Below are 21,573 nucleotides of genomic sequence, written 5' to 3'. Positions count from 1 at the left end.
AACCCCTACGTTACGACGATATTGCTAAGTTTAGCTTTAAATTATGAGCAATTATCGACCAGACATCAAAAAACCATCATAAGGTTAAGGAAATTATTTTCTGTTATTACTAGCAAATGAGTTATTATAAATTTTCATACTCTTCAAGTGCTTACAAAAAATTGACACGATTCAATCCACTCATTTGAATAATTCTGGCTTTTAATCATTCCGATTTCCACAACTCATGGAAATCACGTAACGTCGATAAAAAGGCACACTTGATGAGTAAATTACTTTCTCTGCTTGTGGTAATCTTTGGGTTAACTATGAGTGCACAATCCATACCTTCACCCCAATCAGACCCCAAAAGAGCCGCAGATTTAAAATACGCGAACCGTTATTACAAAGACCCTAAACTCAGCACGATTACCGCTTATGTATCAGGAGAAAAACAATACCTGCAACATGAGTTAGACAGGTTAATGCAATATGATGCTGTTCTTATATCAGTAGACTCGTTCATGCACCAAAGCAAGAGGAAGATCAAAACGTTCATCAGTCCATTTAAACTACTTAATGCTCGTGAAAATACCAGAATAGGCATTAAATTTAATTTGCATTCTCCAAAAGAAATTCACAATGTAGAAAAGCTCAATATGACTGCCGCACCAGCGATAGAAATTGCAAGTGAGTATCCATTTATTGATGAGATCAATATCGCTCTTGACATTGAAAGTATTAAGGCCAACCCAAATCAGTATCAGCAATTTCTTCGCAATCTAAGACAGACTTTAAAAGAAGTCTCCTCTGAAGCTGAAATCAGTCTCACTGTTACTATACCTAAAAATAAACAAGAGGCACGGGCACTTCAGCATGTGAGCATCCAAGATACATCTGAGCAGCCAATGACTAAAGTCTATCTCAAACCGCGTCTAGAATTTGAGCAACCCGAGATCCAATACCTTCACCATGCTAGCTTGATCACATCCCCAGACCGTCATTGGTCCATCGCGGAGAGTGTTGAGCATCTTATCTATCAATCAGGGTTTCACGCCCGACAATTACAACTGGGTTATTCAAGGCAGGCCTATCGTGACTACCCCTTAATTGAAGACAGCGAGCAACCTCACCTCGCCGAGTCAGCCAACAAACAATATGTTGATAATCAAGTCACTCGTAATCTTTACACAAAAATACTAGATGTTAAGCAAATAGAGGGACTTAGGAACAAAAAGAATAGTGGTTTTGAACTCATTACCGATCACGATTTTAAAGTAGACTATCTTTACGATTCAAAAAAAGATAACTATATCGCCATAGAAACGCCAAGAAGTGTCTTCCATACAGCCCAATACGTGAAGCAGACAAATCTGGGTGGGCTTTTTGTTGAAGATATTGATAATGACAACCAGCTATTGCTCAATGCGGCTCGAGAGGGTTTAGGTTACAACACAGAACGATACTTTTTCGCCATGAAACACGTGATAAATAGCTGCGGATACTCTGATAGAACAACGCCATGTCAGGACCTACATTTTGACTCCAACCCAGAAAACATCACAGAGCTAAAAACAGCCGAACAATTTCTCGAGGACCTAACCACTCACACGCAAGTGATACATTTTGATAATGTAATGACCGCCAAATACCTCTACGCAGGCTTCAAGGGTGGATTACCAACAACTGGCGAAGAAATGGGACTCACCGTTACAATGAAAGCCTTTTACAATACAGAATTCACCAAAGAACAATACGATAAAATTCGCGAGTTACATAAATATGCCGATTATCACGGTAAAAACCGCACATTACATAACTATGTCGCGCCTCACAATACCGAGGAACTTAGCGCATCAACTTTTAAGGGGCTCTACGATATCGCGAGGTTCAATAGGGCAGTCAGTGAAGCTGCGAAGGAATCCATCAAGTTTTCGAACCTCTTTAAAGGTAAAAAGAATAACGCAGAGAACAGTAGGTTTCACTTATTCAAAAAAAATCTCGATAATCCAGATGAAGAAGCGCGAAAGAAGTTTATGAGATCTACCGACGGTAAAAAGTTTATAGAGAAATTTGACAATCTGTAAAAATAACTATTTTTCGACTATGAGGCACTCACCAGAGTGCCTTTTATTAATAAAAAACCAACTCATCTAAAATAATAATAGTAATCCTTAATTTATTAACTTATCTTAATCATTTATTCTTAAATGCCCGACTTCATAAAGCAATTTTTACAAACAGATAGGTCAATAAAGTCTGTAAACTCAGGCTTTCAGCCATTTTATTGCTTTATTTTAATGCTTTTTTAGAATTTTCGTCTGACTTTTGTAATATTAGTGCCAATAAGTTTTTTTTGTGGAAATATATTCCAAGATTTAATCACGCTATTAGCCAGTTTAATGCTTCCTCTCTAGTTTAGCTCTGGCACTCAATTCCCGAAATCGGAGTAAAAAACACGATGAAAGAGTTGGTGCTTACCTATTGATTTTATGGAGGTATTTGTATGAAACACTCTAAACTCTGGCTTGTGTTAGCAACAACCAGTACCATAATGAGCCCATATGTAAAGGGCCATGGTTATATTTCAGCGGTAGAAAAAGGCGTTGTCGAGGGGCGCGCAACTCTGTGTAAGTTTTCTGCCAAAACAGGAGAAAAAAATATCGGTTGTGGCCCTGTGCAATGGGAACCTCAAAGTGTAGAAGGTCCAGACGGCTTTCCTGAAGCCGGCCCGCCAGATGGTCAAATCGCCAGTGCAGGCTTGGCATCATTTTCAAACCTCAATGAGCAAACCTCTAACCGTTGGGTTAAACGGCCAATTCGTTCTGGCATGCAGAACTTCGAGTGGACATACACCGCAAACCATGTCACTCGAAATTGGCGCTATTACATTACGCAGCCAAACTGGAACCCCAACCAAGTTCTGACTCGCGCTTCGTTTGATTTGACTCCATTCTGTGTGGTCGATGGCAACATGCGCAAGCCACCAAAACGAACCACTCACGCATGTGATGTGCCCGACAGAAACGGTTATCACGTCATTTTAGCGGTTTGGGATGTGGGAGATACTGCCGCAGCTTTCTATAACGTTATCGATGTCCAATTTAATGGTGATACCCCAGATCAAGGCACACCCAAATGGTCTCAGGTTGGTACGATTACTCCAACTATGGATTTAAAAAAAGGCGACGCCGTATTCATACGAGTATTTGATAGCAGTGGTGAGCGCCCTGATTTACAAACCCGCCTTTCTATTGAGTCAAAGCAACAAGGTCAATCAAATCAGTGGGCCCAAGCCTTGGCGAAAAAAGTCCATGAAGCTGACAATAGTATTCAAGCAGGCCAGTTGGATGGCAAAGGAAGTATCTTACCTGTGTTTGGCGTCAATACGATTTGGGTTGCAAAAGACAGCGATATCAAACGGGTAGAAATTGGCTATGATGTCAAAACATCACCAGCTCCTGCTGATGTAAAAGTAACTGGCCTCAATTCCGAATATACGATCGGTGATACCCCAGTTGAGCTACTTCTGAATGTAAAATCAACGGACAACGCAGACATCATAATCAATGTTTATAACCACGCTCAAGAGTCATTAGCAAGTAATAAATTGTCAATCAGTAAGGATAAAGCCCAAGATATTAAACTGGCATTATCAAAATCAGAGCCTGGCCATCATATGCTTGTTACTCGTGTTCAAGATAAGGATGGAAAGCTCATCAACCAAACCACCCAAGACTTTATGCTGGTCTGGAAAACAACCGCACCAGCCCCTTCAGACAAATACGATTTTCTATTTCCGGAAAATCTCAAAGAGTACAAAGCACAAACAAAAGTGATGGCAAAAGATGGGCACATTTATCAATGCAAACCTTTTCCCAATGATGGCTTTTGTAAACAGTGGTCTAAACACACCACACAATACGAACCAGGTGTCGGTGACTCTTGGTCTATGGCTTGGAATAAACTCAATTAGTGCGAGCTAATCTATCGAGAACAGGGAATATTCATTGTGCACTCCTTATAAAGTACAGACGATTGTTAAAAGAAAAGAGCCGCAAAAAGCGGCTCAATTTCTATGCATTAAAATAAGCGTTATAGACGTTATTCTTTACCGAACACGTTATTCTCTTGCTCTTGTACACGGATAAAAGTCGTACGCTTGGTTAGCTCTTTCAGCTTTGCCGCGCCAACATAAGTACAAGTCGAACGCACACCACCTAAGATATCTTGGATAGTATTGTCAACAGGACCACGAAACGGTAACAATACAGTTTTGCCCTCTGCAGCGCGGTATTTAGCAACACCACCGGAGTGCTTGTCCATCGCAGACTGAGAAGACATCCCATAAAATTTCATAAATGTCTCGCCGTCTTTGGTCACCAACTCGCCGCCAGACTCTTCATGACCCGCCAGCATGCCACCGAGCATTACAAAATCTGCTCCACCACCAAAGGCTTTGGAGACATCACCAGCACAGGAACAACCTCCGTCACCGATGATCATACCACCAAGGCCGTGTGCAGCATCTGCACATTCGATGATTGCCGACAGTTGTGGATAGCCAACACCCGTCTTAACACGTGTAGTACACACAGAGCCCGGTCCAATACCCACTTTAACGATGTCTGCACCTGCAAGAATCAGCTCCTCGCACATGTCTCCTGTCACCACGTTTCCAGCCGAAATCACTTTATCAGGAAAGGCTTTACGTACGCGACCAACATAATCGACTAAGTGCTCAGAGTAGCCGTTGGCAATGTCAATACAAATAAAAAGTAGGTCGTCACTGAGCGCCATAATGTCTTGAGTTTTCTGGAAGTCGGCATCCGATGTCCCGGTGGAAACCATGACATTTTTAAGCGTAGCAGCGTCATGGGAGGCAACAAAATCAGCCCAATCTTCTACTGTATAGTGCTTATGCACCGCCGTCATAACACCGTGTTCAGCAAGTGCTTTTGCCATAGCAAAGCTGCCTACTGAGTCCATATTTGCCGCAATAACAGGCGTACCTGCCCATTGACGACCACTATGCTTGAAGGTAAACTCGCGGGTTAATTCAACTTGAGAACGACTTTTTAGCGTTGATCGCTTAGGGCGAAAGAGTACGTCTTTAAAGCCTAACTTAAGTTCTTGTTCGATACGCATTGTGTATTCCTTGATTGTTCAATATCAGTGTCAAAGTGCGTAGTAAAAGCGTTGGCAGACGCGATTACTGTTTGTCGGACACAAAAAAACCGGAGCGTTGGCAGACGCTCCGGTTTTCAGCATTATAGGCTGTGATTTATTTCGTGCAAGACTGATATTTTCAGATTTTTTGTGATACAGTTCGGTTAAGTTGCATACCCAGCGTATGGCAATACTGAGTAAAAATGTAATTAACACGCTCAAAAACAATCTGTTAGCCTGCATTTTTAATCCATTTGCGCAACCGTTTGTTCACGTTCTCATCTTGTGTCTTTCGATGAATCCATAACAACCATAGTCGTGATCGCCTTTACCTGCTCGCATTCACCCAGTACATCGGCGTGTATTTTTCTGTAATGTGCGAGATCTTTTGTTTCAACGCGCAACAAGTACTCACTCATTCCGGTAATATTGTGACACTCGACAATCTCATCAACGAACTCAATATGTGCTTCAAATGCAAGTTGTGCCTGTTTACTGTGGTTAGCAAGACCAATTGAGACATAAGCGACGAGTCCAACTCCCAATAGCGATTTATCTAATACCGCACGATACCCTTTAATTACCCCCTTTTGCTCCAGATCCTGTACTCTTCTCAAAGTCGCAGAAGCAGACAACCCCACTCTCTCCGCCAATTCAACGTTTGGTATCTTGCCGTTGCCTTTAAGCTCACGCAATATTCTCTCGTCTAACTTATCCACCGCGCACCATTATTGTTATAAATTACTCATATAAGCAAATAAAAACACAAAATTGTGAATTAATCTAATTAAACTGAGTCCTGACCGGTCAAGTTACGTTTTCACTATTTGTTGTTGGAGGACAAAGTTATGACTTTTGATCAATTGAGCGCTTTAGCGATTTTTGCTTTTGTTTCCACCTTTACACCTGGGCCAAACAATTTAATGCTCATGACTTCAGGTGCCAATGTGGGTTATCTGCGCACACTACCCCATTTACTTGGCATTACATTCGGATTTGCCGCTATGGTTTTCTTAGTTGGTCTCGGCCTAAGTGGGTTATTTAGCTACTACCCCAATCTTTATACTGGGTTAAAATATCTAAGCGTTGGCTACCTTTGTTACCTTGCATGGCTAATAGCAACAAGTGGAGCCCAAAAAGAGCAGCATGACTATCGACCTCTATCATTTCTTGCTGCAGCAAGCTTTCAATGGGTAAACCCCAAAGGATGGACTATGGCGATAACAGCGACAACCGTTTACAACCAAAATGGTTCGGTTAGCCAATTAGTAACTATTGCCACTACTTTTCTACTATTTAATCTTCCTTCTGGGACGACTTGGGTTATTGCAGGCAGAGCAATTAAGCGTTGGTTAAAAAGCTCACAACGAGTAAAACGGTTTAATATATTGATGGCTGTATTACTAGTGGCTTCCATAATTCCTATGCTCTAGCCGAGAAAATTACAGTGTAAATTGTTTGTAAACGACTTCCCTTAAGGAGGTCGCCTTGATACCCTATATGATAACAATTATCATTATCAAGGAAATGTCATGAGTAAACTGGTCTTCAAACAAGTCACGGTCAAATCATCGGTCGACCTTTCCCCCAGCATACTTCGATTAACGTTACAGGGTGACGAATTAAAAGCCTTCCCCACTGATTGCGAGAGTGGTTACATCAAGCTGCTATTTAATGAACAAGGCAGTACTGACATCAGTGGTATTCCTGAAGGTCAGCGTCCTGTGATGCGCACCTATACCATAAGACGATTCGATGCCGATAATGGAGAGATCGACGTCGACTTTGTTAAACATATTACCCATGATTGTCATTGTGGATTCGCTGCTCGCTGGGCAATGAACGTCAGGATCGGTGATTGTATTTCCATCGCAGGCCCAGGTTTACTAGGCGATATGAACGCTGACTCTGATTGGTACTTTATGGCTGCGGACATGACCTCTCTCCCCGCTTTATCGGTCAAAATTTCAAAATTACCCAGTGATGCAAAAGGTTATGCCATTATAAAAGTCGCCTCAGAGCATGACAAACAAGTGCTAAATGCACCAACTGGTATGCAAGTGGAGTGGATCACGGAAAATACGGCACTCGCCGATGCCGTGCGAACCTACCCTTGGCTTGATGGTCAGGCATCTGTTTGGTGCGCCTGCGAATTCGACGATATGCGTGGACTACGCCAATATTTCAGAAATGAGCGACAAGTGGAACGCGACAATATCTACATCAGCAGTTATTGGAAACAAGGCGTCACTGAAGACGGCCATAAAGTCTTAAAACGCCGAGATGCCGAAGAGCAGATTGCATAAATACTTTCGAAATAACAAGCTGATAGCAAATTGAGGAGCTCTTAGCTCCTTAATCAAGACTCCCCAAGCTTGTCGGCAAGAAAATCTATCAACAAACGCACCTTGGGCGATAAATTGCGATTTTGTGGATACAAGGCCCAAATGCCCTCTCGAGTATCACGATATTCCGCCAATACTTCGACTAAATCACCTTGTTCGAGAGACTCTTGCACATAATGATCAGGTAGTTGCACTAAACCTATCCCTCTTTTGGCAGCATCGTGCAATGCGTACCCTGAATTACAGCGAATACGGCCAGAAATACGCACCGACTGCTCAGTTTTATTATTACGAAAACGCCAATAGTCAACAGAACCCGCCAAACACTGGTGATTAGCTAGCTCTGACAAGGTATGAGGTTCACCAAATTTTTCTAGGTAGCTGGGACTGGCACAAACATAAAGTTGGCGTGTAGCAAGGCGTTTTGCCATCATAGTCGAATCTCGCAAGCGACCGACGCGAATAGCAATATCTACACCCGTCTCTATCAAGTCGAGCTGTTGGTTCGTTAACATCAAATCTAAATCAACTTGCGGATAGAGCTCTAAGAATTGATGCAGTAACGGGGCGAGATTTTGTTCTCCAAACGTTACCGGCGCAGTCACTTTGACCATTCCTTTTGGCGTAGATTGCATTTGCGTAACCGCCAATTCAGCCAGCTCTAGTCCTTCAACTAAGTGCTTACATTGTTGGTAGTAGAGTTGGCCCGCCTCTGTTAGGGATACCCGGCGCGTAGTTCGATTTAATAACTTTACCGCCAAGCGCTCTTCGAGTGAGGCAACACGACGACTGATTTGCGCTACTGATGTATTGAGCTTTTTGGCTGCAGACGTAAATGACTCGACCTCAGCTACGGCAACAAATTCGCTAACGCCTTCCCAGTTGGACATACATAATCTCTTGTAATAGTTTTATTTTTCAGGGCTCATTATTACAAAGTGGTAATAGTTGGCGCAACGTTGTTGACGGATATACAGGAAAAAAATGGCGTTTATGCCGCAAATCAGTACAATCAGCGCCTGTAATGTTCTCTGTCAGTGAAAATACCCTATGCATCAAGCACACGATCTCTTTACCCGCTTTAATGTTGATATCCAAGGGTATCCGCTACCAGAGAGATTTACCTTTCCCTTCTATTATCAGCCGCACCCATTGTGTGAATTGGCGGCACAGCAGCTTAAAGCCTACCTAGTTCACCAACAAGATTGGCTGCATGACTTTGGCTTGGAGGGAAGACAAGGAATCGGCAAGATGTTTGGGGTTTTGTTAGTGTCATCACCTACAGGAGAGATCGGTTTTTTTAGCGCCTTTTCGGGCAAAGTGGCAGAGAGTAATTTACTACCAGGTTTTGTACCTCCTGTATTTGATATGCTCGCTGAACAAAGTTTTTTTCATGCAGAACTCGATGCCATCACCCAACTGAGCATCGAAATTGAAAGTAAACATAGTAACCCTGATATCAAACGGCTTAATCAGGAATTAAGAACAATCAAAACAGATTACGAAGAACAAGAGACTGCACAAAGAAACGCGATGATCGTCAGTCGTGCCGAACGAAAAGCTCAGCGAAAAAACAGCCAGCTCAATGGGGAAGACTACCATAAATTGCTCGACGCGCTTGCGCAGCAGAGCGTAGCGGAGAAAAATACCCTTAAATATTTAAAGCTGGAATGGGAGCACAAAATCGCACGCGTTGCTTCGGTACTGGCAGCACTGACCGACGAATTAGAAACACTTCGAACCGAGCGTAAACGCCTATCGAATCAGTTACAGAATAAGCTGTTTAGCCAATATCAATTTTTAAACGGCCGTGGTGAAAATGCCTCGCTGCAATCTATTTTTGCTAAAACCAATCACCCAACACCGCCTGCAGGCGCTGGCGAATGCGCTGCGCCAAAGCTTCTTCATTTTGCTTATAAAAATGGTTATCAGCCTCTCGCGTTCGCTGAATTTTGGTGGGGAGCCTCACCAAAATCGGAGATACGTCAACATGGCCAGTTTTATCCTTCCTGTCACAGTAAATGTCAACCGATCCTCGGGCATATGTTGGAGGGGCTAAATGTTGATGAAAACCCACTAGAGGAGAGCTGGGCTAAAGACAAACCACTTGATATTATCTTTGAAGATGACGCCATGGTGGTTGTTAATAAACCCTCTGGACTGTTGTCCGTGCCGGGGAAAACCATTAAAGATTCTGCTTATACTCGCCTTCAAGCGCGTTACCCTGATGCAGAGGGCCCCTTTGTGATACATCGCCTTGATATGGCAACATCTGGTTTACTTGTTTTTGCGCTCACCAAACGTGCCAATAAGAGCCTACAAAAGCAATTCATTTCTCGACGGGTTCAAAAGCGCTATGTAGCACTATTATCAGGCGAAGTGTCTCAGTTGAGTGGCGATATCAGTTTACCCATGCGCGGTGATCCCGTTGATAGGCCTCGTCAGCTCGTCTGCTTTGAGCATGGCAAGCCAGCACAAACCCACTGGCAGCTAATTGAAAACATGGAAGGAAAAAGTAAGCTTTACCTCTATCCAAAAACAGGAAGAACTCATCAGCTGCGAGTCCATTGCGCTCATCATCTTGGTCTGAATTTGCCTATCGACGGTGATGGACTTTATGGTCAGAAATCTACCAGACTGTGCTTACATGCTCAAAGACTTGAGTTCGATCACCCATACTCCCATCAAGCGGTCTCATTTGAGTGCGACACCACATTTTGATAAAAACTAGAGTGGCAGACACAGATTTTTTGGTGATATTAATATCAACAACTAAGCTTTAAGGGCTTATTTGATTTCAAAAGGATTTTAATAATGTTTACCCAATTTTTCCGTATGATGTTTGTCGCCATTATTGTCTGTTTGTCGTCGGTTACTCATGCAAAAACAGTCAAGCTCGCCAACGGTGAATGGGCACCGTACTGCTCTGATAAGCTTAAACACGGTGGCTTTATCACTCATATCGTAAGAGAAGCGTTTGAAGCAGAAGGCTATACTGTTGAGTTCGATTATTTACCGTGGAAACGTGGCTTTGAGCAAGCCAAGGCGGGTAATTATGATGCTTCTCTGGTCTGGAGCAAAAATGATGAACGCCAACAGTTTTTCTTGTACAGCGATCCAGTGATAACACTGAGTACTGCATTATTCCAGCAAAAAGCCAAACCCATCAGTTGGAGCAGTAAGTCTGATCTAGCTAACTATAAAATTGGTGGCGTTACAGGTTATGCCTATGGAATAGAGGACCTTGAAAAAACAGGGAAAGTGAAGGTACAACGCATCGCTAGTCCTGAGAATAATTACAAAAAACTCAGTGCAGGCCGTTTAGATATTGTTCTTGAAGATACAGATGTCGGCCTAGAAACCGTTACCAAACTCGGGCTACGAGATAAAATAGAGCCCAATGCTAAACCACTGACTGAACGCGATTACTTTGTCATTGTTTCCAAAAAATCGCCACAAAAGCAAGAGATACTAGATGCATTTAATCGAGGTTTGGCCAAGTTAAAAGCACAAGGCAAGCTTGAAGCATATCGAGAAGCTTCTGTGCGTGGTGAATATAAAATGTAAACAGTTTCTCGCCTCACTCATTGCGCGTGGGGCTTGAATCAAGCATATCGATACCTTACTACATAGGTGCACCTGTGGTTCATTGCTTTCAGCACCGAGTACGAGCACTTCCCCCGAACAATACTTGTTTAAATACTAATTTTTATTTAAATTCAATAGATTGAACCAAATCATTTCAAAGCCAATTATCGTTTTATATTCGCTATTACATCCGACGTCTCATTTTTGAAACAATTTTAATACGCCATTCTGTATGAAATCTAGCCTCTTAATGATAATGTAATCATTAACACCTTAGTTTCTTGTGTATCGATGTTTAGGAGGCATTAATATGATTAAAGTAATGTTTCATATCATTTGTCTATCTGTATTGCTCAACATAAGTTTCTTCGCTCATGCCAAAGTCGTAAAAATAGCCAACGGTGAGTGGCCACCTTATACCTCGAGCAAACTCAGGCACGGTGGGTTCCTCACTCATATCGTCAAAGAAGCGTTTGAGACACAAGGTTATACTGTTCAGTTTAGCTACTTATCTTGGAATCGAGGCTTTGAAATGACAAGACTAGGTTTTTTTGACAGCACTATAGGTTGGACTAGAACCGAGGAGCGCGAAAAGCATTTCTTTTTTAGTGAACCAATATTCAACAAAAGCACTTCCGTCTTTCAATTAAAGAACAAGCCCATCTCTTGGCTGCATAATACAGATCTTGGACAATATAGAGTGGGTGGCGTGGTTGGCTACACTTACGGAATCGATGAGCTGGAAAAACAGGGAGAGGTAAAAGTTCTTCGCTCTCCATCCTTAGAGAAAAGTTATCGAATGTTAATGCTCAATCGATTAGACGCAGTGTTGTCCAACACCTTAGCGGGCCTTGAGATCATTAAACAGCTCGGTTTAACCCACAAAATTGAAGCAAACCCCAAATTATTTGCCGAGCGAGACTACCATATCATCTTCTCCAAAAAATCGCCTCAAAACGATGCTCTCGTTGAAGCATTTAATCGCGGCTTAGCTGAATTAAAAATGCAAGGCAAACTAGAGGAATATATCAGAGCTTCCGCTCGTGGTGATTATAAGATGTAAATAATGCCGACAAGAAAGCCCTGTTATAATATAGGGCTTTTTTATTTTAAATAAAAACTTGCGAGGCGTGCTAAATTTTTGTTTAGATTGACTTTATTGTTGACCCGCTTTAATGATAAACAACTAAATTAAATTTCGCTTACTGAGGTAGAATCGAATGGCTCAACACAGTGCCGTAATCAAATGGCAACGCGATGATAATGAACCTTTTAAAGACAACCAATACAGTCGTGGGCACATTTGGGTATTTGATGGTGGTGTGGTCGTCCCTGCTTCATCTTCGCCACATGTCGTACCATTGCCTTTGTCCGTCGCCGATAATGTCGATCCAGAAGAAGCGTTTATTGCCGCAATATCAAGCTGCCATATGTTGACTTTTTTAAACATTGCTGCCAAACAACGATTTGTGATCGATCAGTATTTTGATCATGCCGTGGGTTACTTAGAGGAGGACAGTCAAGGAAAAAGCTCTGTGACTAAAGTTATCTTGCACCCCGAGATTCAATTTTCTGGTTCTAAGATACCGAATCGTGAACAATTAGAGAAACTGCACCATCTATCACATGAACACTGCTTTATCGCCAATTCTGTCACTACTGAAATTATTACCAAAATACCAGAATAATGGTACTGCCATACTATACCCAAGTGACTTCAAACTGCAGGATTCAGAGCGATGCCACAGTGTTGAGTTCAAGGAAAATAACGCAGCGTAATAGTCGACTCTTACCAAGTTGTTTGACGATGAAATCGGCACTGTGGCACGCTCCCAAAGGGCGAGTTGTCTTGCTTTACATGCGTCGTTACCGATTTTCAATTTAGATGACTAGATTTTCAAATCGTTGCCTTGCCTGGAAAGCAAGCCATTCTCGCTGAACCTAGCATCTTGAGGTCACTTGGGTATATTAGAGGAAAGTTATACTGGAGTATAAATAACTCACCCAGTTTGCTTTCCTCATGCTAAAATCTTGCGTTGAACAAGGCAATATGCCAACCATATACGTTAAAACCCAGAGAGTAAGCATGTCGTTCTCAAAACTTGGCTTAGAGCAACCCCTTATTGATGCCATTCACGAGCTTGGCTATCAAAAACCAACCCATATCCAAACACAAGCGATACCTTCAGCTTTAAGTGGGCAAGACTTACTTGCTGCGGCACAAACGGGAACCGGAAAGACGGCGAGCTTTGTTCTTCCGATACTACAGAAGCTTAACGCTGGTCAAACTCAAAAAAAGAAACGCGCTCGCGCCCTCATACTTACGCCGACAAGAGAACTTGCTCTTCAAGTTGAAGAAAAAATCCAAAGCTATGGAAAGTATTTATCACTAAAGTCAATCGCTCTCTATGGTGGTGTTGACGACAAGGCACAAAAGCAAGCACTCATAGATGGGATCGATATAGTCGTCGCAACCCCTGGACGTTTACTCGATCTCTACGGCAAGCGTGCCATTTACTTTGAAGAAATCGAAATACTGGTTCTAGACGAAGCAGATAAAATGCTCGATATGGGCTTTATCGAGGGCATCAATAAAATACTAGACCGCCTGCCTAGAGACATTCAAAACTTACTATTCTCTGCCACGTTATCAAATAAAGTCCGTGATTTAGCGAAAACCGCTGTCTACAATCCTTATGAGATTTCGATCGCAGCTAACCAAGCCTCCAAAAAGAACATCGAGCAATGGTTAATCACTGTGGATAAGGATAAAAAATCTGCGTTATTGAGCCATCTGATCCAGCACAACAACTGGGACCAGGCGCTCATCTTTATCGAAACCAAACATGGTGCAGCGAAACTGGCTAGCCAACTTGAGAAACGAGGCATTTATGCCGAGGCATTCCACAGTGGACGTAGCCAAGCAATTCGTTCAAAACTGCTGGATGATTTCAAATCTGGAGAGATTAAGTACCTTATTGCAACAGGTGTTGGCGCTCGTGGTATCGACATTGAAGGACTTAGCCGAGTCATCAACTACGACCTTCCCTTTCCAGCTGACGAGTATGTTCACCGTATCGGGCGGACGGGTCGAGCTGATGCCAACGGTGAAGCTATCTCATTTGTGTCAAAAGATAATTTCAAGAACCTCTGCATGATTGAATCTCGCCTTGGGCATCTGATTGAGCGAAGAGAAATTGAGGGTTTTCAACCACGCAAACCTGTCCCGATCTCTATTTTAAATTATGTTCCTAAACATAAGCGTCAGATAAAGGATGATCAATGAGCGCACCATCTAAAATAACCTTCTTCGAGTTTTTAACCCCTCTCATCAAGGCTGGCAAAAAGACGATTACCATCCGTGATGCATCAGAAGCGCATTATGTACCGAGTTCTACGGTGTCTGTATACACACTAGAAACTAACGAAAAAGTATGCAACATCCGCATCTTATCGGTCGAGCCCCTCGCTTTTTCAGATATCAACCAACACCATGCAGAACAGGAATCTATGGATCTTGAGCGTCTAAAGACCTTGATCAGAGAAATTTACCCAAACATCGACTCACTATTCGAAATACGCTACGAACTGATCAATTAACCTCACTTTTTAGCTGGGGACATATCGTCCCCAATTCCATCACATACGAATCCTCTTTCTAGTGTTCAAATCTTAAAATCGTCTTTGTTAAGGTTCAAACCTCTCTCCAACCCCATGATTGTTCAAAAATTAATCAATAGGTTTCATTTTAGAGAAACTTATGTTGCAAAATTAGCCATCGCAGTTCGGATTTAAAAGGATTAGTGTTAATTACACAGCAACAAAAATTGAAGGAAAATACGATGAAAGTACTTATCCAATATACCGAAACAGGTAAATACAGAGACCAAGCTTGGGAAGCATTAACGGTCAAAGCGAAAGGTGATGTAGCGGCGGTAACTCCTTCTTACGCTGCACAGCTTATCAAAGAGAAAAAAGCATGTCTTATGACCTCTGATGATGAACAAGTTATTTTTTACTCTTAGATTTAGACAAACTGGCGACATACCTAAGTGCCTCCAAATCATTTAGGTATGTGCGCCACATGTTCCCAAATGACCTATAAAACAATTTGGTAAGAGCCGACTATTCCGCTTCGTTATTTCCCTTAAACTCAACGCTGTGGCATCGCTCTGAATCCTGCACTTTGAAGTCACTTGAGTATATTGACTACTTCCAGCCCTGTAACCATTTATTCTCATCTTTTAACTCGACCCAATCGATGCTGTAGATATTTTTTGACATGATAGCCTCAATGATACATTCATTAACACTGCCATCTTCATTGAATTCTATTTCGGTTACTAAAAAGTGTTTTTCTTTATTACGTGGCTCTAGCGCCGTCCATTTACTTTTCATTAATTTAGCTGGATTAATTCGATTCATATTTCTTCCCTACTATTTATTTCAAGCCATTCATTTCTTAATATCGCATATACGGCAGTATCCCACCATCTCTGTTTGAAAAATCGATGTTGAGCAAAATGTGCTTCTTTACGCATTTTGAGACTGTGACACAATTTAATTGCGGAACAATTTTCACTAATAGTTTCTGCGTAAATTCGATGAATTTTCAAATGTTCAAACCCATAATTGAGCAATGCTCTCGCTGCTTCATGCATCAAACCTTCTCCCCATCGATTCGTTGCCAAACCACACCCAAAAGAGGCTTGGTCTTCACTCTCTAGCCGCAGACATACCACGCCAATCATCTGAGATGTCGCCCTACATTCAACAGCAAGCTGATAGGCTTGCCGGGGTAATTGATTTGCTTGATCGACAAACTGTCTGGTTAATTTTTCATACAATTCTGGCTGACAGTCTTGCTCAGAATAATATTCTTGGTAATCTCTTTCTTGTGATATAGCGACAAAAGACTTTACATCACTCAATATCATATCTCTCAAAAATAATCGCTTTGTTTCTATTTTAAACACTCAAAATACCATTTTCTCTTATCAAAATTATTTAACACAATAGTTCATTTTCTTTAAAATAAATATAAATAAATAGCTAACATAGCAATTTAAAAGAAACAACAAAGAAATGTTTAAGTTAATTATGACCTGCTTCATAGAATGAAGATAGGCTAATTTATCACCTAATTTTTTCCCTTCTATACTGAGATTTCAATTCAGTGCATAGGGTAAAATAATGAAAGTAATTATGGGTCTTTTTCTCTCTTTACTGACATTTTCTGTTTCCAGTCATCAGGATTTGAGTTACTTATATCAAGAACATAGCCCAAGGCATTTTCCTGGTTGGATGAGTGAGCTAGATAACAACACACGGCTACGAGATATCAATATTCCCGGAACTCACAACTCAGCGTCACTTTATGGGGGACATATCGTTATCACACAGAAAATGTCGATAGAGGAGCAGCTATTGGCTGGAGTACGTTTTCTTGATATACGTTTAAGGCAGACCGAAAATGTGTTGGCTGTACACCATGGTCCCGTTTTTCAGCGTCAGATGTTTGGAGATATCCTCCATCAAGTTGGACGATTTCTTTACTCCTACCCAACAGAAACTGTGTTAATAAGAATAAGAAATGAGTATCGCGGTAAAAATAACTCAGAGCCCTTTTGCGACACGTTTGCTCGTTACTTCTCAAACTACTACCCTCTTTTTTGGCAAGGCTCTGAAGAAAACCCAACCATCAGTCAGTTACGCGGAAAGATTGTCATACTTGAGAACTTTGCGAGGAAAACTAATCAAAAGTTTGGCTTGCCCTATGGTTCTTTTAGCATTCAAGATAAGTGGAAAATGGACTCAAACTGGTCACTCTACAGCAAGTGGAGTGCAATTAAACAGCAACTCATTAAAGCGAATCAGGACGCTCAGTCCACCGATCACCGCGGAGTAATCAATTACTTAAGTGCATCAGTGGGAAGTTTTCCTTACTTTGTCGCCAGTGGACACTCTTCACCAGAAACAGATTCACAGCGTCTATGGACTGGTTTTATTAGCTCTCAAGGTGACTTTTACCCTGACTTCCCGCGCGTTGATTGTTGGGGAGATTGGTGTGCTATTGTTTTCGAAGGCACCAACATATTAACCCAAGAGTACCTTGCCAATAATGACCTAAATTATGTGGGTATTATTGCTGCCGATTTCCCTGGTCCCGATCTGATTGAGACAATTATTAGGCTAAACTTCCCCTAACAAGGAGAGGTCTTCAGACAGTTAGAGTGGCTCTGTAACTCTACCTCAAGATTCAGAGCCTTATCATAGTGTTGCATTCAAGGAAAATAACGCCGCGGAATGATATACCCAAGTGACTTCAAAATGCAGGATTCAGAGCGATGCCTTCTGTTCCTTTTACCGACCAATCTACTTCTCCAAATCGTTCTCATAAATTGAAGTGCCTCGATAATAATCAAATCATTACTCCGTTGAATAATTATTCTGTTCTCGTCAAAGAGGAATCCGCATTAATGAATACCATCAAGATAGAAATTAACTATTAATTTTATAGTCATTATCCATTTCAAAAACCTTTTTTTGCTCGGTAATCTCTACATTGTCTCGCAAAAACATCGCCCAGTTTTGAACTGAAGAAATCGCGAGTGGGCAGTAGCTGGAACACGCTAGTAAAGGAGCAAGTAATGGATAATAAATCATCGAACTCGGGTAAATGTCCCATCATGCATGGCGCGATTACCTCAAACAATAATGAGAATGTGGCATGGTGGCCAAATACACTAAACCTTGACATACTTCATCAGCACGATCAAAAAACCAATCCAATGGATCATGACTTCTCTTACACTGAAGCGCTTAAAAAACTCGATATCGAAGCACTAAAACAAGACTTAACTGAACTGATGACATCCAGCCAAGATTGGTGGCCAGCCGATTGGGGTCACTATGGGGGGCTTATGGTTCGTTTGGCTTGGCATATGGCAGGCACTTACCGTACTGGTGATGGTCGCGGTGGAGCCAATACAGGAAACCAACGCTTCGCTCCATTAAACTCATGGCCTGATAACGCGAATCTCGATAAAGCTCGCCGCCTACTCTGGCCGATAAAACAAAAATATGGCAACCATATAAGTTGGGCAGATCTTATCGTACTTGCAGGTAACATGGCCTACGAATCAATGGGTCTAAAAACTTATGGCTTTGGTTTTGGGCGTGAAGACATTTGGCATCCAGAAAAAGACATCTACTGGGGTTCTGAAAAGGAGTGGCTGGCAAAGAGTGGTACAGAGAATAGCCGCTATAAAGGAGAGAGAGACCTTGAAAATCCGCTTGCCGCAGTAATGATGGGGCTTATTTATGTTAACCCTGAAGGCGTTGATGGTAATCCAGACCCGTTAAAAACGGCGCAAGACATGCGAGAAACTTTTGAGCGTATGGGGATGAATGATGAGGATACTGTTGCTCTCACAGCAGGAGGACATACAGTAGGCAAAGCCCATGGCAATGGCAACGCAGCGCACTTAGAGTCAGAACCTGAGGCAGCCGGTATTTCTGAGCAAGGCCTTGGTTGGAACAACCACACTACGAGAGGAGTTGGCCGAGATACGGTAACCAGCGGCCTTGAAGGTGCTTGGACTACTTACCCGACAAAGTGGGATCACGGCTTTTTCTATTTACTAATGAATTATGAATGGGAATTGACCAAAAGTCCTACTGGCGCTTGGCAGTGGGAGCCAATAGATATCCGAGAAGAGGATAAACCTGTTGATGTTGAGAACCCGAGTATCAAGCTTAATCCAATGATGACTGACGCTGATATGGCGTTAAAGTTCGACCCTGAGTACCGAAAAATTTCTGAGCGTTTTTATCAAGACCCTGAGTATTTTGACCAAGCCTTTGCTAAAGCATGGTTTAAACTTCTGCATCGCGATATGGGGCCAAAAACACGGTATTTTGGACCAGACGTTCCAGATGAAGACCTTATTTGGCAAGATCCGATTCCAAAAGGCTGTTTAGATTATGATATCAATGATGTAAGAGAAAAAATCATCGCCAGCAACCTGAGCATTTCAGATAGGGTTGTGACGGCATGGGATAGTGCTCGAACTTATCGTCAATCTGATAAACGTGGCGGAGCCAATGGCGCACGTATCCGTTTAAGTCCTCAAAATCAATGGCAAGGCAATGAGCCCGAACGGTTAAACCGTGTGCTCGCCGTTTTGGAAACCATTGCTCAGGAAACGGGAGCGAGTCTTGCTGATACCATAGTCCTCGCTGGAAACCTTGGAATTGAGCAAGCAGCTAGGGCGGCAGGTGTAGAGATTCAAGTTCCATTTTATCCCGGACGTGGTGATGCATCCTTGGCACAAACAGATGTTGAGTCCTTCTCTGTACTTGAGCCTGTTGCTGACGGCTTTCGTAATTGGCAAAAATCACACTTTTCTGTAAGTCCAGAAGAGATCATGCTGGATAGAGCACAACTTCTTGGACTTAGTGCTCCAGAAATGACGGTTTTAATCGGTGGTATGCGTGTTCTTGGAACCAACCATTCAGGAACAAAAGATGGCGTATTTACTGATAGGGTCGGTGTTTTGAGCAACGACTTCTTTGTCAATTTGACGGATATGACATACCTTTGGAAACCAACCGGACGAAATAGTTACGATATTGTGGAACGTCAAACTGGATCAACCAAGTGGACAGCGACTCGCGTAGACCTTGTATTTGGCTCCAATTCAATTCTACGGTCCTATGCTGAATTCTACGCTCAAAGAGATAATAAAGAAAAATTTGTTCGAGACTTCGTCTCAGCATGGACGAAAGTAATGAACAACGACCGCTTTGATCTCTAATATCAGGTAGCATGGGGGGCTTTAAAGCGCCTCATAAACATTCAAGTAACTAACGGGGTTCACTTATCGAAAAACATACCCAAGTAACTTCAAAATGTAAGGTTCAGCATACTGTTGTAAAAGCAAGTGGTACTGACTTATACCTAGAACCTAAAATTTTGAAGTTGCGTGGGTATCGAAAGTATTATTGATGCTCTTCTAATGCTTTACATAAAACTGAGGTATCAAGTCTCCCGAGCCCCTTTGCTTGAAGAGCTCCGTATTTTTCATAGACTTCTTTGGTCAAAGGCAATGTAATTCCATATTTTTCAGCCTCATCAAGGCAAAAACCGAGATCTTTGCGCATCCAATCGATGGCAAAGCCAAAGTCGAACTTATCTTGAGTCATAGTGACTGCTCTGTTTTCCATCTGCCATGAACCAGCAGCACCATGCTTAAGCGTTTCTACGACATCCTCTATTTTTAAACCCGCTTTTTGAGCAAGTAACAAACCTTCACTTAATCCTTGTAACACACCGCCAATGCAGATTTGGTTCACCATTTTACAACGTTGACCTTGACCATTCTCTCCGAGTAGAGAGATTTGTTTGGCATACACTGCCATATAGGGAGCCGTGCGATCAAACACTGCCTGGTCTCCACCACACATAACAGTGAGAGCCCCATTTTCAGCCCCTGCTTGACCGCCCGAAACTGGAGCGTCAATAAAATCAATACCCTGCTCTTTAGCTACTTTCGCTAATTCAACTGCGAGCTCAGCGGATGTTGTGGTATGGTCCACAAGCACAGCCCCACTTTTCATTCCAGATAAAATACCATCTGAACCGTAAGTTACGCTGCGAACGTCTTCATCATTACCGACACATATAAAAACAACATCACAATCTATCGCCGCTTCTTTGGGAGTATCACAAACGGTTCCCGTATAGTCATTTACCCAGCGATCCGCCGTTGCCTTCGTCCGGTTATAGACTTTAGTCTCATACCCCATCTTACTTAGATAACCTGACATGGGGTATCCCATAACGCCCAAACCAATGAAAGCGACTTTCTGTTGCCTCATTACTGATCTCCTCATCGATATTCTTATTGTAAATATTTCAGTGGTCACAGTTTACTAGATAATTTCAGTGATTTTTACCCATAGTTGAGAAAAAGAGCTAATTTAGACAAAAACATGACAAAATAAATAATTTACCTGTTTAACAATTACATTAATTAAATTACAAAGAGAAAAATCAACAAAAATAAAATAACCATAAAAATCAGAAGCTTGAATAATACAAACAAAGGAAATTCATTATTATTATCATCATTTAACCTTCAAGGTTAAAGAAAAAATCATACAAATAGTCATTACATATAGAATGGTTTAAATGACAAATTACGATATACAAAAAATATAATCTAGATTTTATCTCAGCCTCGAGATTACAAACGTATCATTTGTGGTTCTAAATTGACACCTCCCATTAAACATTAGTAATAAAAATAAATAACTCAAAAATACATACTAAATAGTTATCGTTTGATATATAAAAAAAGGCGTGTGCCCTTAATAAGAAATATATACTTTAGTAGGGGGTATTGACTCAAAGGTGCAGGTTTCAAGCATTGCCACAGGTAAGTTCAAGCAAAATATTGCTGCGGAATGGATGGCTACCTAGAAGGTA

The 21,573-nt window shown here is 41.8% G+C and carries 19 protein-coding genes; 13 read left to right on the top strand and 6 right to left on the bottom strand.

What is annotated here, in order from left to right:
* Positions 1-263 precede the first annotated feature (263 nt).
* Together RH40_RS09930 and gbpA are read left to right on the top strand one after the other, a co-directional pair.
* A complete protein-coding gene (locus RH40_RS09930; protein ID WP_009601340.1) occupies positions 264-2,066 on the top strand; it encodes a glycoside hydrolase family 18 protein in 1,803 nt (600 codons plus the stop codon).
* Positions 2,067-2,485: 419 nt separating this feature from the next.
* Positions 2,486-3,955, top strand: coding sequence for an N-acetylglucosamine-binding protein GbpA (gbpA, locus tag RH40_RS09925; protein WP_009601339.1), 1,470 nt, complete (start codon positions 2,486-2,488; stop codon positions 3,953-3,955).
* Positions 3,956-4,083: 128 nt separating this feature from the next.
* Here the strand turns inward: gbpA and RH40_RS09920 are convergent, their stop codons facing one another.
* Positions 4,084-5,127: a GMP reductase gene (locus tag RH40_RS09920; protein WP_009601338.1), complete on the bottom strand. Its 1,044-nt coding sequence runs from the start codon at positions 5,125-5,127 to the stop codon at positions 4,084-4,086.
* A gap of 299 nt (positions 5,128-5,426) precedes the next feature.
* On the bottom strand, positions 5,427-5,867 hold the full coding sequence (locus RH40_RS09910) for an Lrp/AsnC family transcriptional regulator (RefSeq protein WP_009601337.1): 441 nt from the start codon (positions 5,865-5,867) through the stop codon (positions 5,427-5,429).
* A 129-nt stretch (positions 5,868-5,996) separates the two neighbouring features.
* Between RH40_RS09910 and RH40_RS09905 the strand changes: the two genes are divergently transcribed.
* Positions 5,997-6,581 carry a LysE family translocator gene (locus RH40_RS09905; RefSeq protein ID WP_009601336.1) on the top strand — a complete coding sequence of 195 codons (585 nt, stop codon included), beginning with the start codon at positions 5,997-5,999 and terminating at the stop codon, positions 6,579-6,581.
* Between the two features lie 99 nt (positions 6,582-6,680).
* Positions 6,681-7,454: a siderophore-interacting protein gene (locus RH40_RS09900; protein WP_009601335.1), complete on the top strand. Its 774-nt coding sequence runs from the start codon at positions 6,681-6,683 to the stop codon at positions 7,452-7,454.
* 53 nt (positions 7,455-7,507) lie between these two features.
* Here the strand turns inward: RH40_RS09900 and RH40_RS09895 are convergent, their stop codons facing one another.
* Positions 7,508-8,383, bottom strand: coding sequence for a LysR family transcriptional regulator (locus RH40_RS09895; RefSeq protein WP_009601334.1), 876 nt, complete (start codon positions 8,381-8,383; stop codon positions 7,508-7,510).
* Positions 8,384-8,543: 160 nt separating this feature from the next.
* On the opposite strand from RH40_RS09895, the gene RH40_RS09890 reads away from it, so the two are divergent.
* From RH40_RS09890 to RH40_RS09860, 7 genes are all read left to right on the top strand, one after another.
* Complete coding sequence (locus RH40_RS09890) at positions 8,544-10,214, top strand: RluA family pseudouridine synthase (protein ID WP_009601333.1); 1,671 nt, start codon at positions 8,544-8,546, stop codon at positions 10,212-10,214.
* A 114-nt stretch (positions 10,215-10,328) separates the two neighbouring features.
* Positions 10,329-11,060, top strand: coding sequence for a substrate-binding periplasmic protein (locus RH40_RS09885; RefSeq protein ID WP_412104800.1), 732 nt, complete (start codon positions 10,329-10,331; stop codon positions 11,058-11,060).
* A gap of 331 nt (positions 11,061-11,391) precedes the next feature.
* Entirely contained in the window at positions 11,392-12,144 is a 753-nt protein-coding gene (locus RH40_RS09880) for a substrate-binding periplasmic protein (RefSeq protein ID WP_009601331.1), read from the top strand.
* 157 nt (positions 12,145-12,301) lie between these two features.
* On the top strand, positions 12,302-12,769 hold the full coding sequence (locus RH40_RS09875; protein WP_009601330.1) for an OsmC family protein: 468 nt from the start codon (positions 12,302-12,304) through the stop codon (positions 12,767-12,769).
* A 398-nt stretch (positions 12,770-13,167) separates the two neighbouring features.
* Positions 13,168-14,367, top strand: coding sequence for a DEAD/DEAH box helicase (locus tag RH40_RS09870; protein ID WP_009601329.1), 1,200 nt, complete (start codon positions 13,168-13,170; stop codon positions 14,365-14,367).
* Entirely contained in the window at positions 14,364-14,681 is a 318-nt protein-coding gene (gene yqfB, locus RH40_RS09865) for a N(4)-acetylcytidine aminohydrolase (RefSeq protein ID WP_009601328.1), read from the top strand. The genes RH40_RS09870 and yqfB overlap by 4 nt, the downstream gene beginning before the upstream one ends.
* Positions 14,682-14,923: 242 nt before the next feature.
* Positions 14,924-15,106, top strand: coding sequence for a hypothetical protein (locus tag RH40_RS09860; RefSeq protein ID WP_009601327.1), 183 nt, complete (start codon positions 14,924-14,926; stop codon positions 15,104-15,106).
* Between the two features lie 184 nt (positions 15,107-15,290).
* Here RH40_RS09860 and RH40_RS09855 read toward each other — a convergent pair whose 3' ends face one another.
* Positions 15,291-15,506: a TIGR02450 family Trp-rich protein gene (locus RH40_RS09855; protein ID WP_009601326.1), complete on the bottom strand. Its 216-nt coding sequence runs from the start codon at positions 15,504-15,506 to the stop codon at positions 15,291-15,293.
* Positions 15,503-16,057 (bottom strand): GNAT family N-acetyltransferase, encoded by a 555-nt coding sequence (locus RH40_RS09850; RefSeq protein WP_009601325.1) that lies wholly within the window; start codon positions 16,055-16,057, stop codon positions 15,503-15,505. The genes RH40_RS09855 and RH40_RS09850 overlap by 4 nt, the downstream gene beginning before the upstream one ends.
* A 217-nt stretch (positions 16,058-16,274) precedes the next feature.
* On the opposite strand from RH40_RS09850, the gene RH40_RS09845 reads away from it, so the two are divergent.
* Both RH40_RS09845 and katG read left to right on the top strand, forming a co-directional pair.
* Complete coding sequence (locus RH40_RS09845; RefSeq protein ID WP_009601324.1) at positions 16,275-17,288, top strand: phosphatidylinositol-specific phospholipase C; 1,014 nt, start codon at positions 16,275-16,277, stop codon at positions 17,286-17,288.
* 443 nt (positions 17,289-17,731) lie between these two features.
* Positions 17,732-19,900, top strand: coding sequence for a catalase/peroxidase HPI (katG, locus tag RH40_RS09840; RefSeq protein WP_009601323.1), 2,169 nt, complete (start codon positions 17,732-17,734; stop codon positions 19,898-19,900).
* Between the two features lie 184 nt (positions 19,901-20,084).
* Here the strand turns inward: katG and RH40_RS09835 are convergent, their stop codons facing one another.
* Positions 20,085-20,963, bottom strand: coding sequence for an NAD(P)-dependent oxidoreductase (locus RH40_RS09835; RefSeq protein ID WP_009601322.1), 879 nt, complete (start codon positions 20,961-20,963; stop codon positions 20,085-20,087).
* Positions 20,964-21,573: the final 610 nt, after the last annotated feature.

It is taken from the genome of Vibrio caribbeanicus ATCC BAA-2122 (genome assembly GCF_000165125.1).
Taxonomy (GTDB): Bacteria; Pseudomonadota; Gammaproteobacteria; order Enterobacterales; family Vibrionaceae; genus Vibrio; species Vibrio caribbeanicus.
Note: the sequence above shows the minus strand (reverse complement) of the source record. Positions and strands in the feature narration are given on the sequence as shown.